Below are 14941 nucleotides of genomic sequence, written 5' to 3' on the forward strand. Positions count from 1 at the left end.
ACCCTCCGGAGGGTTGTCTGTCGGGTGAAAAAACAAAAACCCACACACTTCCCCATTTCAAGGGAACATGTGTGGGTCTCCGTTTCTCCGCCACAAACTGATTAACTTATCTTTAGTATAGCGCAAATGTGTAAGCGTTGTCAACCTATTTTTTCGGCAAAATTTGCACGTAGTCGAAGTCGAGCGTATCGACCGCATCCTCGATGTGAAGGCGGGTGATGAACCGATACGACCGACCTGGGCGCGACAGCGGCAACGTATCCGGGATCGTGTAGGCAAACGGGATTTCCTTTTTCTCCCCCGGCTTGATCGCAAACGCGCCGGCCGCCGGGATGACAGCCACGACCGCATCGCGCTCCTTGCCGTTTTCAATTGTTTTTTGCACAAGCTCGACATCGAGCCGTTTGATCATTTGTTCAACCGTTCCACCGTAAATATGAACGACCCCTTGAATCGTTTCACCTTGCCGCCATAACGATTTATTTAAAATCAAGTCGACGTGCGCCGATCCGACCCCGACCCTTGACATCATTTTGCGCAACAGCACTGATCGTCACCTCTTTAGTCTATCTCTCTTGTCATTTCAATATACGAAAAAAAGCCGCCGCCCGTTTCAACCGAAGCCAAAAAATAAACAGACGATTGCCTGCACGGCAAAAGTCTGTCTCGGGGTGAAACAGACGAATGCAGTTTTTTGTTACCGCTTACATTCGAGATTACCGCATTCATCTTCCGTTGTCAATCGGTTATTCATATACATTTTCATTTTCAATAATGTAGTCGATCCGGATGACCGGAACATCCCGCTGCTCGACTTCCGCAACGATCAGGCCGACGCGGTCGTTGTAGATGCAAAACGTGTCCTGTCCTTTGCGGAACGCCGATTCCCCATATGAAAGAACCATGTGGTAAATTTTATTGTCGCTGAAATAACGGCGGCTCACCCGGTTGCCCAGCCGGACGATCACTTCTTGGCCCGCGATTTTTCCGCGGTACATCCGCTTCTCCCCCTTTTTGTCGTTCCTATTCCAATGTATGGTTTTTTTCGGTCGTTCATGACTTTTTTCTCCTTCAGCCGCCCGTTTTCCTTTTCCATGCGGCATTTCTTAGACGGGCAAGCCACTTTTTTCGGAAATTTCCTTTCTTTTGCTTGACGCGGTAGCCTTCGGTAGTGTATAGTAAAGTCATCACATAACAGAATATATTTCAGGCATTCAGCACGAATACGCTTCTTGGATTGCTGTGGAGTATATTTTGTTATTTGATAAAAATCTTGAGGTTAGCCAAGCTGGCTAAAGGTATTAGGAGGAATTCAGTATTATGCAACGTGGTAAAGTAAAATGGTTTAACAACGAAAAAGGCTACGGTTTTATCGAAGTGGAAGGCGGTTCGGACGTATTCGTTCACTTCACGGCAATCCAAGGTGAAGGGTTCAAAACGTTAGAAGAAGGCCAAGAAGTTTCGTTTGAAATCGTACAAGGAAACCGCGGACCGCAAGCAGCGAACGTTGTCAAATTATAAAGCTTCGTTGACATAGACGAAAGAACGGCAGCGGAACAAAAGGCATCCTGCACAGGCAAGGATGCCTTTTTCATTTTCCTTTTGTATAGTTCCGGCAAGGCGGCAAACAATAACAAAAGGGAGGTGTTCATATGGCGAAACGCGATGCCGACGTACATACAGGATACAATGATTTAAGACAAGTGGAAATGTTCGTCGAGACGGCAGAAAAAATGGTCGGCCAGGCGACAATGCAGCTTGACCCGGAAATGCTTGACCACGCGGAACAAGCGATCGAAAACGCCCGCCGCCAGCTCGCCCGCGCCCGGCAGGAAGCGACCGGCGTGGACGACGACGTTCTTGCCCAATGCGAACAAAAGTTGACCCGCGCTGAGCACCAGCTTCGCGAGGCGCAACAATAACCCGGATCGGTCGGAGCTTCGCTAGGCGAAGCTCTTTTTGCTGCCGGCCTCTTCGGGCGCATTCCCCCGCTTCGCCCGGCGGGCGAAGCGCTTTTCGCTATGCTGCCGCGCCATCCCCGCCGCCTGCCGCCTCTAGAAGGCTGGTGAAAAACAGCGATCGCCCCTAGCAGACGTCGAATGACGTGAAACGAGAAGCTGATGTCAAAAGGTTTCTCAATTTGAGAAACAAGGCGGTGAAGCAACCTGCTCCTTTAATCACCGCTCTTCTAGACGCACAAAAACGCCGGTTGCCCCGCATCGGCCGCACAAACCGCGTAAGGGAAACGCCGCCTGTTCCCATCGCCTGTCATTGACGCGGGCGCGGCGGTGCGGAAAGCAGCATCTCCCCGTACTGCCGCACTTGTTCCCCGACCGTGCATTGCTGGATGCAAAACGACTGGGCGTACGTTTTCCCGTACTCTTTGCGGAACGTGCTCTTTAAAAAGCAGCCGTGGCAGTACATTTCTTCAAGCTGAGCGATTTGTTCCAATATTTCTTTCCGTCGGTTTCGCTTCTTTCCCATCGAACCTTACCCTTTCTCCGTCAATTCCATTCGGCTCGTGATCAGCTGTCCGTCGAGCGCTTGGCGCGCGAGCGAATCCGCCTCTTTATTTTGCTTGCGCGAAATCGGCTCATACGCCGGCTGAATGCCAAGGTCGCGCATTTTTGCTTCAATGCGGTCAAGCCAGGCGTTATAATCGTCTTCCAAACACGGCCAGTCGCCTGACAGCTGCTTTAACACAACATGAGAATCGCCGCGGAACGTCACTGGCAAATGGCGGACGCCAAGCTCCTCAAGCAGCTGCATCACAAACCAAAACGCCGCATACTCCGCTTCGTTGTTCGACTTGATTTCGCCGAGCTGGCGGTTGGCGCGCAGCCGGTAGCGGTGGTCATTTTGCTTATAATACACAACCGCGCCGACGCCGCCTTGAGCCGTCTCATGGTCAAACCCGCCATCAAAATACGCTACGACGTCATGCGGCTCGCTTTCGAATTCCTTCAGCAGCTTCTCGAGCTCTTTTTTCGACCACGCGGTCCCGTTTCGGTCGATGAACTCAAGCGCCTTCGTCCGCCCGGTTTTTTCAAAATCATCAGCCAACCGAAGCGCCTCTTGGGCATCGATCCAATCTGATACGAGAACGGTTTCTTGCTTTTTCGGCGTGATATATGTCCAATGGATTTGCACATCCAACGGTCGTCACCCTTCCGCGTTGCGATGATCAAAGCTGATTTTTATTTTACCACACTTCCGCCCTTGTTCATTACCTATTTTTATGCACGATGAACGGTTGTATCAACCGTTTTGTGATGCCGCCCACCCTTTTTCCAAAAAAGTATGTTTTTTTCGGCGCATTTATGATACACTAGCGGCTAGCAGCCGATCAAATGGCTCGACGTGGACAGACAAACAAGGGGGAATCGAATTGAAGCAGCAAACCGTCGCCGATCTTAGTTTGCTGGCGGTGGCGTTCGTCTGGGGGGCGACGTTCGTCGTCGTCCAAAACGCCATTTCCTTTTTAGAGCCGTTATCGTTTAACGCCGTCCGCTTCAGTTTGGCCGGCTTGTCCTTGTTCGCATGGACGGCCATCGTTTCCCGCCCGCTGCTCGCCCAGTTATCATGGCGGGTCGTCGGCGCCGGGGCTTGGATGGGGTTGTGGTTGTTTAGCGGCTATGCGTTCCAAACGGTCGGGCTTTTGTATACAACTTCCTCGAAAGCAGGCTTTATTACCGGGCTGAGTGTCGTACTCGTGCCGCTATTTTCGTTTTTGATGCTAAAGCAAAAACCGACCGCAAATGCAGCTGTCGGAGCGGTGCTCGCCGCCTTCGGTTTATATTGGCTGACGGGCGGAGCCGAGCTGTCATTCAACCGCGGCGACGTCTTCGTCTTCTTTTGCGCCATTTCCTTTGCCATGCACATTCTCATCACCGGTCAATATTCGTCACGTTATTCGACATTGCTGTTAACGATGGTGCAAATTTTTACCGTCGCCGTCCTCTGTTTCATCTTTGCTTTTTGGTTTGAGGAGGCGACAAACATGTGGAACACGGCGGTGCTCCGCCGTCCGGAAGTGTGGGGGGCGCTCGCGATCACCTCGCTATTGGCGACGACAGCTGCCTTTTTCATCCAGACGAAGGTGCAAAAATATACGACGCCAACCCGCGTAGCGCTCATTTTCGCTACGGAGCCGGTGTTCGCTGCTCTGACCGCCTATCTTTGGGCCGGCGAGCGGCTGTCGCCGTCTGCTTTGCTCGGCGGCATCGCCATTTTGGCCGGTATGATCCTCTCTGAACTTCCAAGTGCACGCTTATGGGAGAAACGGTGGCGGGAAAAACGGAACATCTCCTCATAGCAGCAAAAGCTGTCCTGCATGAAAGGCGGGACAGCTTTTTTCGTCGCATTGGGCGTTTCACTGTCCATCATCCCCGCAGTGAACTGATCCACGTCTAACATGTCTCCAGGTGAAAAACGAAAGGACGGCGCTTCCTTGCTCGTTCACTTGCCGGCCTTCCCGAAAGACGGTGAAAAACACGTTTTTCTTTATTACCTGTCTTAAGGCAAAAAGAAACATGGCGTCCATGCTGCTTTCCAAATTAAGAAATTGCATCATGCCGCTTCATTGTCCGATCCATCTCATCCTCCTGAAGCGCCGATGCCTCATTCGCTTCACCGTCTAGCCCTTTCGCCTGCGGCGGCACGCCCAATGAGAAACAGCGCCAGTCGCAATCCCAAGAAGTGCTCCGCCGACGACTTCGATCGGCTGATGGCCAAGGCGGGCGCGGAGCTGTTGCTGCCGTTTTTGGTATACGTCCTGTTGCGGATCGTCTTCGAGCTTTTTGACTTCTTCGGTAAGCTCGTTCAGGCGCAAGGCGAGTTCGCCTGCTTGGCGCCGCACTCCTTGCGCATCGTACATGACGATCAACCCGAACAGCGCGGCGAGCGCAAAATCAATCGTCCGCATCCCCCGTTCTAACGCGATAAACGTCGCCAACGCCGAAACGCCGGCGGAGTGGGAGCTTGGCATTCCCCCTGTTTCGAAAAACAACCGCCAATCCCACCGGCCTGTCTCAAGCTGTTTGATCGGGATCTTTAAAAACTGCGCCAGCGCGATCGTTGCGAGCGCCGTTTTTAACCCTTTGTTCATCGCTCTTCCCTCCTTTGCCGGCCGTGCTTTGCTTATATTTTCACCTAGACCGGCCATACTATCCAAGTGGAGGTGAAAACGATGGCGAAAAACGGCGGCCGCAATCGCGGCACGAAGGCGCCGGGCGTCAACCCGCAAGGCTTCGGCCAAGACGGAACGCTTACTCCGGACCCGAAAAGCAAGCTCGAAAACGCGGCGAAAAAGCTCAACACAAAATAAAGCAGGCTTCCCGGTGCGGAAGCCTGCTTTTTATAGTTATTGTTTCACTTTCGCCAGTTTTTCGCGCAGCACCATTTGCAAAATGCCGCCATGGCGATAGTAATCGATTTCCACTTCACTGTCGAAGCGGACGATCACTTCAAACTCTTTTTTCTCGCCCGTCTCTGGGTTTGTCGCCGTCACTTTGACGAGGTCGCGCGGTTTGACGCTCTCATCGATCTGGACTTCGAACACTTCTTTGCCCGTTAAGCCGAGCGTTTCTGCGTTTTCGCCTTCTTTGAATTGAAGCGGCAAGACGCCCATCAAGACGAGGTTCGAGCGGTGGATGCGCTCAAAGCTTTCGGCGATGACCGTCTTGATGCCGAGCAAGAACGTTCCTTTCGCCGCCCAGTCGCGCGAGCTGCCCATGCCGTAGTCTTTGCCGGCGACGACGACAAGCCCGGTGCCGTCTTGTTTATATTTCATGCATGCGTCATAAATCGACATCACTTCACCCGTCGGCCAGTACGTCGTGTAGCCGCCTTCCGTGCCCGGCGCGATTTGGTTGCGGATGCGGATGTTGGCAAACGTGCCGCGCATCATCACTTCATGGTTGCCGCGCCGCGAACCGTACGAGTTGAAGTCTTTCGGCTCGACGCCTTTCGAGATCAAATATTGGCCTGCCGGCGTGTTTTTGCCGATCGAGCCGGCCGGGGAAATATGGTCGGTCGTGACCGAGTCGCCGAACTTGCCGACGACGCGCAAGCCGGTAAGCGGCTCGACTTTGCGCACATCCGGAGACAGCCCTTCAAAGAACGGCGGATTTTGGATGTATGTCGAGTGTTCGTCCCATTGATACAACGGCTCGTCCGTCGTTTCGATGGCGTTCCAGCGCGGATTGCCGTCGAACACGCGCTCATATTCTTTGCGGAACAGTTCCGGATCGACCGCCCGTTTGACGACGTCTTTCACTTCTTCCATCGACGGCCAAATGTCGCGGAAGTAGACGTCGTTGCCGTCTTTGCCTTTGCCGATCGGCTCGTTCAGCAAATCAATATCGACCGTGCCGGCGAGCGCATAGGCGACGACAAGCGGCGGCGATGCCAAATAGTTGCCTTTCACCAGCGGATGGATGCGGCCTTCAAAGTTCCGGTTGCCGGACAGGACGCTTGTGACAAGCAAATCGCTTTCAGCAAGCGCTTTTTCCAGTTCTGGCGCGAGCGGACCGGAGTTGCCGATACATGTCGTGCATCCGTAACCGACGACGTTGAACCCAAGCTGCTGGAGATACGGAAGCAAGCCCGAGTCGCGCAAATAGCCGGTGACGACTTTCGAGCCCGGCGCGAGCGACGTTTTGACGTATTTCGGCACCGTGAGGCCTTTTTCCACCGCTTTTTTCGCCACCAAGCCGGCAGCGACGAGGACATACGGGTTCGATGTATTCGTACAGCTTGTGATCGCCGCGATGACGACGGCACCTGTTTTCATGTTCACTTGTTCGCCGTTTAACGTCACCGTAATTTCCCGCTCCAAGTCCGCTTCCGTCAGGCCGAAGCCTTGGTTGCCTTGCGGCGCTTTCACCGCCTCGCGGAACGATTGCTTCATTTTCGAGAGCGGAATCAAGTCTTGCGGTCGTTTCGGGCCGGACAAGTTCGTTTCGATTTCCGACAAGTTGATTTCGACGACGTCCGTAAACGTCGGCTCCAGCGCGTCCGGCGTGTAGAACAAGCCGTTCGCTTTGCAATACGCCTCGACGACTTGGATATGGTGTTCATCGCGGCCGGTTAAGCGCAAATAGTCGAGCGCCTCGGCGTCAACCGGGAAGAAGCCGCACGTCGCCCCGTACTCCGGCGCCATGTTAGCGATCGTCGCCCGGTCAGCCAGCGGCAAGGTCGCCACCCCTGGGCCGAAAAATTCAACGAATTTGCCGACAACGCCTTTTTTCCGCAATACTTGCGTCACTTTCAACGCCAAGTCAGTCGCCGTTGAACCGTCCGGCAACTTGCCTGTCAAGCGGACGCCGATGACTTCCGGAACCGGGAAGTATGACGGCTGGCCAAGCATGCCCGCTTCCGCTTCAATGCCGCCGACCCCCCAACCGAGGACGCCGATGCCGTTGATCATTGTCGTATGCGAGTCCGTACCGACAAGCGTATCCGGGAACGTTTCGTATTCGCCGTTTTCCCCTTCAACCGCATGAACGACGTTTGCCAAATATTCCAAGTTCACCTGGTGGACGATCCCGGTCGCCGGTGGAACAGCCCGATAGTTGTCAAACGCTTTTTGCGCCCATTTCAAAAACTTGTACCGCTCAGCGTTCCGTTTGAATTCCAAGTCCATGTTGTACTCGAGCGCATCGTCCGACCCATAGCGGTCAACTTGCACCGAGTGGTCGATGACGAGATCGACCGGAATTTCCGGGTTGATTTCGTACGGATCGCCGCCCAAATCCGCCATCGCTTTGCGCATGGACGCCAAATCAACGACAGCCGGCACGCCGGTGAAGTCTTGCAAAATGACGCGCGACGGCTTAAACGGCACGTCGATGTCTTTCATTTCCGGCGTTCCCCATTTCGCCAAGTTCTCCACGTGCTCTTTCGTAATGACGCGGCCGTCGACTTGGCGGAGCACCGATTCAAGCAATACTTTGATCGAGTACGGCAGGCGGCTTACCTGGCCGATTCCCGCTTCCTCAAGCGCTTGCAAACGGTAATAGTTGTATTTTTTACCGTTTACTTCGAATGAAGAGCGGGCGTTAAATGCATCCTGTTTCGCCATATGTATAACCCCCTTCACTTCACAATAATACTATACTATTTTTCCGCGCAAAAGTCGAAAAAATAGCATGAATTCTCCCAATCCCCATAAAGTTCGGCACGCTTTTATCTTATTATAGAACAGGACAGGTTGTAAATAACGATTTCCATCAATTCACCATTTTCATGCCTAACAGCGGCTGAAAAGGAATAAGGGGCCCGTTTCGTCGCAAACTAGGAACGGAGGTGAAACGAATGGCGAAACGGAAAGCGAACCACGTCATCCCCGGCATGAACGCCGCCAAAGCGCAAGGGATGGGCGCCGGCTACAACGAAGAGTTCTCGAATGAACCGCTGACAGAAGCACAGCGCCAAAACAACAAAAAACGAAAAAAGAACCAATAGCGTGGCGGCCGTTCCGCCATCCCGGCTTGCCATAGCCATTAGAAAAGGGAATGTCGGCCGCCGGCATTCCCTTACTCGTCTTGATTGATCTCCGCGACAATTCCTTGCAAATCGTTGCGGAATTTCTCGAGCTGAGCGCGCTGCGTTTCGGAAGCGACCTCGAGCGCGTTTTCAATTTGGGCAAACGCCTCATTCACTTCTTGCCGCAAATGAGCTAGCTGGTGGCCGTAGTCGGCCCGGTCGCGCACTAAATGGTCGTGCCATTCTTTTGCCTCCATCGTCGCCTTTTGCGCCGCCTGAAACGCATCTTGCTTCGTTTTATGATATACCATGGCTCGTTCCTCCTTTGCGATCATGCCCATTGTTCACTACTTATCGTTTCAAACAGCCGGCAAATTATACACCGAATAAGCGGCAGCCATCGTCGGCATGCTAATCAACAAAAGGAGGGACAAGGCGATGACGAACAAAAACGACAGCAAAGACATGCGCAAAAATGCGCCAAAAGGCGACAATCCCGGGCAGCCGGAACCGCTTGACGGCTCAAAAAAGGTGAAAAACCGCAACCATACGCGGCAAAAGCATAATACAAGCCATGACATGTGAGCGCCTTGGCAACCGGCGGCGCTTGGCGCTTCTTTTTTCGTGCAAAGAGGAAGCCAGCGCCGCTTCTATAGATCTGCGAGAATATCGACATGCGGTGCAGATGCAAGGGAACAATGTTCACACGAACAAATTTACATAATAAATTTATGGTTTTCTTATTGAAAAACAACCCCTCCGCCCAAACCACCCGGGCGAGGGTTAGCTTTAAGGAGTGATGCGTTCATACAGTTCGATGAATTCAAATGCCAGCTCTTTGACTGCCATCGCTGTCATCAAATGGTCCTGAGCGTGCACCATGAGCAACGTCACAACAGTTGACTGTCCTCCGGCCTCTTGCTGCAGCAACGATGTTTGCAACTCGTGGGCAGCTTGCAACTCCGCCCCAGCCCGCTCAAGCATCCGGCGCGCCTCGGCAAATTCCCCTTGTTTCGCGGCAGCGATCGCCTCCATGGCATAGCTGCGACCGTTGCCACCGTGAAGAATGAGTTGAAAGATCGTCTGTTCTTGTGTCTGCATAAGCCCCTCTCCTATAATTTATGAAATTCGCGGTACGTTATCAGCTGAACACCGCGCTCTGCAACCGCCTCAACGAGCGTCGGGTTGGTCAACACGGCCAGCTCTTCAACCCGTTGTTGACAATAGGAACTTCCTAACGCGAGCGGAACATCGATATACGCCGGGTGGCACATCACTTCCGCTGTTTGACCGTCGCCAATTCGGTCGATAAGGGATAAAAAGAAGTCTTTCGTCAGCCCATCGCCGTAGAAATCCGGAAAAAAGACGTCGACGGTGGGCAACCGATGCGACCTTGCAATCCGCACCGGGCGGATCGGCAGCCGATAGTGTTCGGCCAGTTGCTCGACTACCGGAAACACATTTGGATGCTCATGGATGTGATGATGGCTGTCTATATGCGTCGGAGTGAGCCCGAACGAGAAAAACCGCTCCAATTGGGCGCGAAGCTCCCGTTCAATATCGCGGCGTTCGGCGCCATCAAGCGCTTCCCCGCGCCGCGGAAAATCACCGCGTTCGTTCACAAGCGTTGGAACATCGGTCAGCGGCCGACCGCACGTCAGTACGAAATGAATACCGACGCCAAGCTTGGGGTGGTCTTTCGCCATCCGGGCGGCGTGCCCCGCTGCCGGCATGTTCGTCATCAATGTCGCCGATGTAACAATGCCGCACTGAAACGCTTCCAAAATCCCGTAGTTGACCCCTTTCGAGTAGCCGAAGTCATCGGCGTTGACAATGCAATAACGAGGCATCTCGCTCCATCTCCTTTACATTGAATGCGTCGTGCCGGCCCCGCCGGAAACCGTCGCTTCAGCTTGCTCTTCAACCGCCTTTTGTTTGTCCCAGATCATCAAAAATGGATAATAAATAGCTAAAGCAATGAAAAAGTTCACAATTTGCAAAATGCTGCCGGAAATTTTTCCACCTGTTGCCAAATATCCGCTGATAATGAACGGTGTCGTCCAAGGCACCGCCACTCCGTTCGGTTTAGCAACAAGTCCGGTCGCCATGGCTACATAAGAGACAATGACCAACACAATCGGCACTAAAATGAATGGAATAATGAGAAGCGGATTCATAACGATCGGCATGCCGAACGTGATCGGCTCGTTAATGTTGAAAATGCCGGGCGCGACTGCCAGCCGCCCTAAACTTTTCAACTGCCGGCTACGCGCCCGCAGCATCATCGCCAACGCCAATGCCAACGTCGCCCCTGAGCCGCCGATATAAATCCAAAGATCAAAAAATTGCGCGGTAATAATGTTCGGCAGCTCAGCGTTCGGGTTTTGCTGGAACACCATCCGGTTTTCATCCATCAGCGATAGCCAGATGGGCCCCATGACCCCGCCGACGATGGCCGCTCCGTGTAGCCCGGTCGACCATAGCAGCTGAACGAGAAGCACAGCGACAATGGCGCCAAATAAACTGCCGCCAAGCACACTGAGCGGCTTGTTTAGGAGTACAGATACAATGTTATGGAAACTTTCAAACGGTGTCATTTCCAAAATAAGGCGGGTTATCCAGACAACGACGAGAACGGCGCCTCCTGGAATCAAGGCAACAAAAGAGCGGGCCACAGCAGGCGGCACCCCGTCCGGCAGTTTAATGACAATATTTTTTTGAATGATTTTCCGATAAATTTCGGTTGACACAATCGCCAAAATCATGGCAACAAACAACCCTTTGCTGCCGACCCATTGCACCGGGATGCCGCCGCCGACCATGATCGCCTCTTTCGCTCCTTCCGGCGTGAACGGCACTTTATGCGGGGTTGCGAGCAAAAAAGCGGCCAGTGAAATCGCCCCAGCGGACAGCGCATCCACTTTATACTTTTCCGCCAGTCGGTAGGCGACCCCGAAGCTGACAACAAGCGCCATAATATCGAACGTCGCTCCAACCGGATAGAGAAGCTTATCAAGCCAATGTTCGCCGAACCATTTCGCCATCCATTCGTTGTAACCCGGAATCGGCAAAAAACCAATGATTAAAAATAAAGACCCAATAATCAAGAGCGGCATCGATAAAATAATCCCGTCGCGAATCGCTTGCAAATGGCGCTGTTCAGCGATTCTGCCGGCCACTGGCATCACACGTTCTTCCAACACCCGAATGAACCGATCCATCCACCTCTACCCCCCGCTTATTTTTTTAACCGCAGTGCAAAATCCAACACTCCAGGGCCGTTGACGCGCCCGTAGTCGGCCGGGTTGATGACGTCGACCGGAATGCCGCGCGCCTCTCCTTCTTTCTTCAATGCGACAAACTTGTAGCGAATTTGCGGACCAATGAGCACGACATCCGCTCGATCGAAATGATCTTTCACCTCGTCGGCAGAGACAGCCCAAATATTCGCTTCAATCCCCCGTTCCTTTGCCGCCTCTTGCATTTTCGTCACAAGCAAACTCGTCGACATGCCGGCAGCGCAAACGAGCAAAATGTTCATCAGCTTTCTCCTCCTTTTTTTGCGATGGTTCGCTATTGTTTAAGCAAATCCCATGCCAACGCCGAAAAAGACAGCGCTGAGGCGGATGGAAAAATTGTGTGTCAACGGGGGGGAATTGTGTAATGGAAGCGTTTTCAACATTCGCGCCATTATCCATCTCGTTTTCCTTGCAGCGAGCGAAAAAAGTGAGCGATATGACACAGTTCATCTTCATCGATGCAGACACCGTACTGCTGTTCAAGCGGAAACACTCCCTCTTTGACGACCCTGTAAAGCGAGCCATCTTCATGCCCGCATGCTCTCGACGCCCCTCGGTCACTGCTCGTCCTCTCTCCAGAAAGCAGGCGGTCAAGTAGGCAGCACAGGTGAAATACAAGCCCTACCATATCGCGGCAATTCGGCTCAAGGCCGAGTTCCCGGCCGATTGCCGCCAGCGCAGTACGAATGGCGTGAATAGCCCTTGCCGGCGAGAGATAGCGAAGATGGCCGGATAACTCTCTTGCCATATGCATATAAATTTCTTCGACATCAGCTAATGCCTGTATTTCTTTCATCGCTCTCAAACTAATCACCTCCTCAAGAGGGAAATGCGGGATTCGCTCATCAAGGCAAAGATGGCTGACGACACAGACGACGCGAAAATGTTTCGCTACATTCAATAATGTTTGACGCGCTTCTTCCGCATCCGCCATTTGAATGGGAATAATGCGCCACATTCGTTCATCTAGCTGCAAATACGTTTCCAATATATGCTTTAGCGCCAGCGCACTTCCTTTTCCAGTAAAACAAGCGGTGACGATCGCCAGCATGTCCTGATCCGCTACTTCCTCCTCCCAAAGCGGCCCGCGAACGTAAAACGGCGCCGCGGCTTTCACTTCTTCGTAGATGTCATAAAGCGCATAGCCAAGCATCGCTTTGCGAGCCGCTTCAAGCACATGCGGCGTGCTGGCGGCGGAAATCACTCTCACCGGAACAGCGAGCTCTTTTTCCAAAAAACTAGAAAACGACACAAGCGATCCCATGTCAACAAGCAACAGCGCCCCTTTTTTCGATACGACGGGCTGTAGCACCGCCTTCACCTGCTCGTAAATACGTTTCGGGTCGGCATTAAGAGGCATATCGACAGCATACACACACGCGGCGGCCAACAGTTGATTCACGACATCAGCCATCGCCGAAGCCACACCGCCGCCATGCATAACTACAACGACCGCCACCCGCTCCTCCCGCTCTTCCGCCTGCTCCTCGTGGAGCGCAAAAAACATCGTCAAAAACCCTGCCTCATCGATTGGGAAATCAATGTGCATCTTCTCCTCCATCAAATGAAGGCAGTCGAGCGCCACTGCAAATTCATGCTTATAGGACATCCGAACCTCATTCAGCTTTGGATGGGAAACGATCGTCCCGGCCCGCAGGCGGTTGATCGCGGTTTGAACGTGCATAGCAAGCGCATACATTACTTTCCTAGCGAGGCGGCGCCCAAGTTTCTTCTCCGCATAGACAACAATCGCTTCGGTCAACGCCAGAACGTCCGGAGCGACCATTTTCTCGAGATCACGGCGATCACGGATACGCCGGTCCACCCCTTTCATGTATTGCGAGAAATAATGCTTAATGTCCATTTCCAGCAATAGGTCAAGTTCATCGCCGACGATACCGCGCTCTTTTAGTTCTCCGTATTTGCGGTCAATAGCCCCGTAAACCGATTCAGATTCGGCCGCCAACCCGCCCTCAAAATCAGCCGCCTCCCTATGAGGCGCGAAGACATACCACCGATACGGCAGTGAATAGGAGGCAGCATACGGATGTTTTTTCTCAAGTAAAAACCCGCTTTGCACTTGAAAGGGCAAATCCGTGCGATGAATGCGCACCGCTTGTTTCTTTCCGGTGACGTAATCGGCGTAGGCTTTGGCGCAAACAAGCTGAATATCCGCCTTCAGCTGCCCGACGTTGTTCGGGCACGGATAAAACAAAAAGGCGCGCACGGCATTGGCGGAGACGTCAATTTCCTTTCCGAGCCGCACAGCCTCTTCCTGAAAAAACTGCATCACAAGCCGGCAGCGTTCGTCAAGCGTCCGCTTCTCAAGTGGCGGCAGCAAAATATGCATCGGAATGCGGCGTCGGAACGTTTTCAGCAAGTTCGATTCCGGATCTTCCGTTGTCGCACAAATGAGCAGCACATTGGCCGTTCTCTCTACATCCGTCTCGCCAAGCCGACGGTAAACACCGCGGTCAATAAACGTAAACAGCATTTCTTGCCCTTCCGCCGGCAGACGATGCACCTCATCCAAAAACAAAATGCCGCCGTCCGCCTTTTCAATCAGCCCTTTTTGCTCATTCGCCCCCGTATACGCCCCTTTGCGGATACCGAACAACTGCCCCAGCAACAACTGTGGGTTATTAGTGTAATCAGCGCAGTTAAACGTCACAAACGGGGCTGCCGGCGGAAAACGGCCAACCGCAACAGCAAACTCGTGAAGCAGCTCAGCGAACATCGACTTCCCGGTTCCCGTCTCTCCAACAATCAGCATCGGCAGTCCCTTAGGCGGATACAAGACAGCAGCCTTCCCTTGCTCAACAGCAGCCGCTAAGCTCGGCTGCTGTTTGGCAAGCCGATCGAGCTGCGTCGCTGCCTTTTGGCCGCACGCCAGCGCAAATCGAACCGGCCTTCCGGTTTGCTTTTGCACTTTCCCCTCCCGCCAAAGGCGGTTTAAATCCCGGCTGACGTTGGCCCGATCCAGCCCGAGGGCATGGGACAACTCCTCGGTGCTCACCCATCGCTTCCCGCCCCGCTCCCACTCTCGCAGTGTTTCGTAAACAAGATCCACTCTCTTCACAGCCGCTCCCCCCTTGCTAAACACATTCGCAACAGCGGCCATAAACTCCTGCCGGCTCGATGGAAAAACCAAGCCT

General features: G+C 53.2%; 18 protein-coding genes. 6 read left to right on the forward strand and 12 right to left on the reverse strand.

Annotated elements, in window-relative coordinates:
- Window positions 1-145: 145 nt before the first annotated feature.
- A complete protein-coding gene (locus IC803_RS10395) occupies window positions 146-547 on the reverse strand; it encodes a sporulation protein (RefSeq protein ID WP_081206987.1) in 402 nt (133 codons plus the stop codon).
- Between the two features lie 199 nt (window positions 548-746).
- Window positions 747-998 (reverse strand): hypothetical protein, encoded by a 252-nt coding sequence (locus IC803_RS10400; protein ID WP_081207039.1) that lies wholly within the window; start codon window positions 996-998, stop codon window positions 747-749.
- Window positions 999-1320: 322 nt separating this feature from the next.
- Between IC803_RS10400 and cspD the strand changes: the two genes are divergently transcribed.
- Window positions 1321-1521, forward strand: coding sequence for a cold-shock protein CspD (gene cspD / locus IC803_RS10405; RefSeq protein ID WP_003251474.1), 201 nt, complete (start codon window positions 1321-1323; stop codon window positions 1519-1521).
- A gap of 131 nt (window positions 1522-1652) precedes the next feature.
- The gene (locus IC803_RS10410) at window positions 1653-1922 is read left to right on the forward strand and encodes a DUF2564 family protein (protein WP_081206986.1); all 270 of its coding nucleotides are present in this window, start codon (window positions 1653-1655) and stop codon (window positions 1920-1922) included.
- A gap of 346 nt (window positions 1923-2268) precedes the next feature.
- Here IC803_RS10410 and IC803_RS10415 read toward each other — a convergent pair whose 3' ends face one another.
- Both IC803_RS10415 and IC803_RS10420 read right to left on the reverse strand, forming a co-directional pair.
- On the reverse strand, window positions 2269-2484 hold the full coding sequence (locus IC803_RS10415) for a zinc-finger domain-containing protein (protein ID WP_081206985.1): 216 nt from the start codon (window positions 2482-2484) through the stop codon (window positions 2269-2271).
- 6 nt (window positions 2485-2490) lie between these two features.
- Entirely contained in the window at window positions 2491-3156 is a 666-nt protein-coding gene (locus IC803_RS10420) for a ribonuclease H family protein (protein ID WP_081206984.1), read from the reverse strand.
- A gap of 232 nt (window positions 3157-3388) precedes the next feature.
- On the opposite strand from IC803_RS10420, the gene IC803_RS10425 reads away from it, so the two are divergent.
- Window positions 3389-4315, forward strand: coding sequence for a DMT family transporter (locus IC803_RS10425; protein WP_081206983.1), 927 nt, complete (start codon window positions 3389-3391; stop codon window positions 4313-4315).
- Window positions 4316-4636: 321 nt separating this feature from the next.
- On the opposite strand, the gene IC803_RS10430 is transcribed toward IC803_RS10425, so the two are convergent.
- On the reverse strand, window positions 4637-5107 hold the full coding sequence (locus IC803_RS10430) for a divergent PAP2 family protein (RefSeq protein ID WP_081206981.1): 471 nt from the start codon (window positions 5105-5107) through the stop codon (window positions 4637-4639).
- Window positions 5108-5188: 81 nt separating this feature from the next.
- Between IC803_RS10430 and sspL the strand changes: the two genes are divergently transcribed.
- The gene (gene sspL / locus IC803_RS10435; protein WP_020959474.1) at window positions 5189-5326 is read left to right on the forward strand and encodes a small, acid-soluble spore protein L; all 138 of its coding nucleotides are present in this window, start codon (window positions 5189-5191) and stop codon (window positions 5324-5326) included.
- A gap of 36 nt (window positions 5327-5362) precedes the next feature.
- Here the strand turns inward: sspL and acnA are convergent, their stop codons facing one another.
- Window positions 5363-8083 (reverse strand): aconitate hydratase AcnA, encoded by a 2721-nt coding sequence (gene acnA / locus IC803_RS10440; protein WP_081206980.1) that lies wholly within the window; start codon window positions 8081-8083, stop codon window positions 5363-5365.
- Window positions 8084-8316: 233 nt separating this feature from the next.
- Between acnA and sspO the strand changes: the two genes are divergently transcribed.
- On the forward strand, window positions 8317-8466 hold the full coding sequence (gene sspO, locus IC803_RS10445; protein WP_008879509.1) for a small acid-soluble spore protein SspO: 150 nt from the start codon (window positions 8317-8319) through the stop codon (window positions 8464-8466).
- Window positions 8467-8537: 71 nt separating this feature from the next.
- Here the strand turns inward: sspO and IC803_RS10450 are convergent, their stop codons facing one another.
- Window positions 8538-8798, reverse strand: a complete 261-nt coding sequence (locus IC803_RS10450; protein ID WP_081206979.1) for a hypothetical protein — start codon at window positions 8796-8798, stop codon at window positions 8538-8540.
- Window positions 8799-8925: 127 nt separating this feature from the next.
- On the opposite strand from IC803_RS10450, the gene IC803_RS10455 reads away from it, so the two are divergent.
- Entirely contained in the window at window positions 8926-9072 is a 147-nt protein-coding gene (locus IC803_RS10455) for a small acid-soluble spore protein P (RefSeq protein ID WP_080320012.1), read from the forward strand.
- A 204-nt stretch (window positions 9073-9276) separates the two neighbouring features.
- Here the strand turns inward: IC803_RS10455 and IC803_RS10460 are convergent, their stop codons facing one another.
- The 5 genes from IC803_RS10460 to IC803_RS10480 form a co-directional block, all read right to left on the reverse strand.
- Window positions 9277-9588 (reverse strand): PTS lactose/cellobiose transporter subunit IIA, encoded by a 312-nt coding sequence (locus tag IC803_RS10460; RefSeq protein ID WP_081206978.1) that lies wholly within the window; start codon window positions 9586-9588, stop codon window positions 9277-9279.
- An 11-nt stretch (window positions 9589-9599) separates the two neighbouring features.
- Window positions 9600-10337: a chitin disaccharide deacetylase gene (chbG, locus tag IC803_RS10465; protein ID WP_081206977.1), complete on the reverse strand. Its 738-nt coding sequence runs from the start codon at window positions 10335-10337 to the stop codon at window positions 9600-9602.
- 15 nt (window positions 10338-10352) lie between these two features.
- Window positions 10353-11708 carry a PTS cellobiose transporter subunit IIC gene (gene celB, locus IC803_RS10470; protein WP_081206976.1) on the reverse strand — a complete coding sequence of 452 codons (1356 nt, stop codon included), beginning with the start codon at window positions 11706-11708 and terminating at the stop codon, window positions 10353-10355.
- A gap of 17 nt (window positions 11709-11725) precedes the next feature.
- Complete coding sequence (locus tag IC803_RS10475; protein WP_081206975.1) at window positions 11726-12028, reverse strand: PTS sugar transporter subunit IIB; 303 nt, start codon at window positions 12026-12028, stop codon at window positions 11726-11728.
- Between the two features lie 149 nt (window positions 12029-12177).
- Entirely contained in the window at window positions 12178-14865 is a 2688-nt protein-coding gene (locus IC803_RS10480) for a sigma-54-dependent transcriptional regulator (protein ID WP_081206974.1), read from the reverse strand.
- Window positions 14866-14941: the final 76 nt, after the last annotated feature.

Source organism: Geobacillus sp. 46C-IIa (genome assembly GCF_014679505.1).
Classification (GTDB): domain Bacteria; phylum Bacillota; class Bacilli; order Bacillales; family Anoxybacillaceae; genus Geobacillus.

Excerpts from the sequence above, each read along its gene's own strand:
- IC803_RS10400 (WP_081207039.1), bottom strand. The coding sequence starts at position 998 with ATGTACCGCGGAAAAATCGCGGGCCAAGAAGTGATCGTCCGGCTGGGC.
- cspD (WP_003251474.1), top strand. The coding sequence starts at position 1,321 with ATGCAACGTGGTAAAGTAAAATGGTTTAACAACGAAAAAGGCTACGGT.
- IC803_RS10410 (WP_081206986.1), top strand. The coding sequence starts at position 1,653 with ATGGCGAAACGCGATGCCGACGTACATACAGGATACAATGATTTAAGA.
- IC803_RS10415 (WP_081206985.1), bottom strand. The coding sequence starts at position 2,484 with ATGGGAAAGAAGCGAAACCGACGGAAAGAAATATTGGAACAAATCGCT.
- IC803_RS10430 (WP_081206981.1), bottom strand. The coding sequence starts at position 5,107 with ATGAACAAAGGGTTAAAAACGGCGCTCGCAACGATCGCGCTGGCGCAG.
- sspL (WP_020959474.1), top strand. The coding sequence starts at position 5,189 with ATGGCGAAAAACGGCGGCCGCAATCGCGGCACGAAGGCGCCGGGCGTC.
- acnA (WP_081206980.1), bottom strand. The coding sequence starts at position 8,083 with ATGGCGAAACAGGATGCATTTAACGCCCGCTCTTCATTCGAAGTAAAC.
- sspO (WP_008879509.1), top strand. The coding sequence starts at position 8,317 with ATGGCGAAACGGAAAGCGAACCACGTCATCCCCGGCATGAACGCCGCC.
- IC803_RS10450 (WP_081206979.1), bottom strand. The coding sequence starts at position 8,798 with ATGGTATATCATAAAACGAAGCAAGATGCGTTTCAGGCGGCGCAAAAG.
- IC803_RS10455 (WP_080320012.1), top strand. The coding sequence starts at position 8,926 with ATGACGAACAAAAACGACAGCAAAGACATGCGCAAAAATGCGCCAAAA.
- IC803_RS10460 (WP_081206978.1), bottom strand. The coding sequence starts at position 9,588 with ATGCAGACACAAGAACAGACGATCTTTCAACTCATTCTTCACGGTGGC.
- chbG (WP_081206977.1), bottom strand. The coding sequence starts at position 10,337 with ATGCCTCGTTATTGCATTGTCAACGCCGATGACTTCGGCTACTCGAAA.
- celB (WP_081206976.1), bottom strand. The coding sequence starts at position 11,708 with ATGGATCGGTTCATTCGGGTGTTGGAAGAACGTGTGATGCCAGTGGCC.
- IC803_RS10475 (WP_081206975.1), bottom strand. The coding sequence starts at position 12,028 with ATGAACATTTTGCTCGTTTGCGCTGCCGGCATGTCGACGAGTTTGCTT.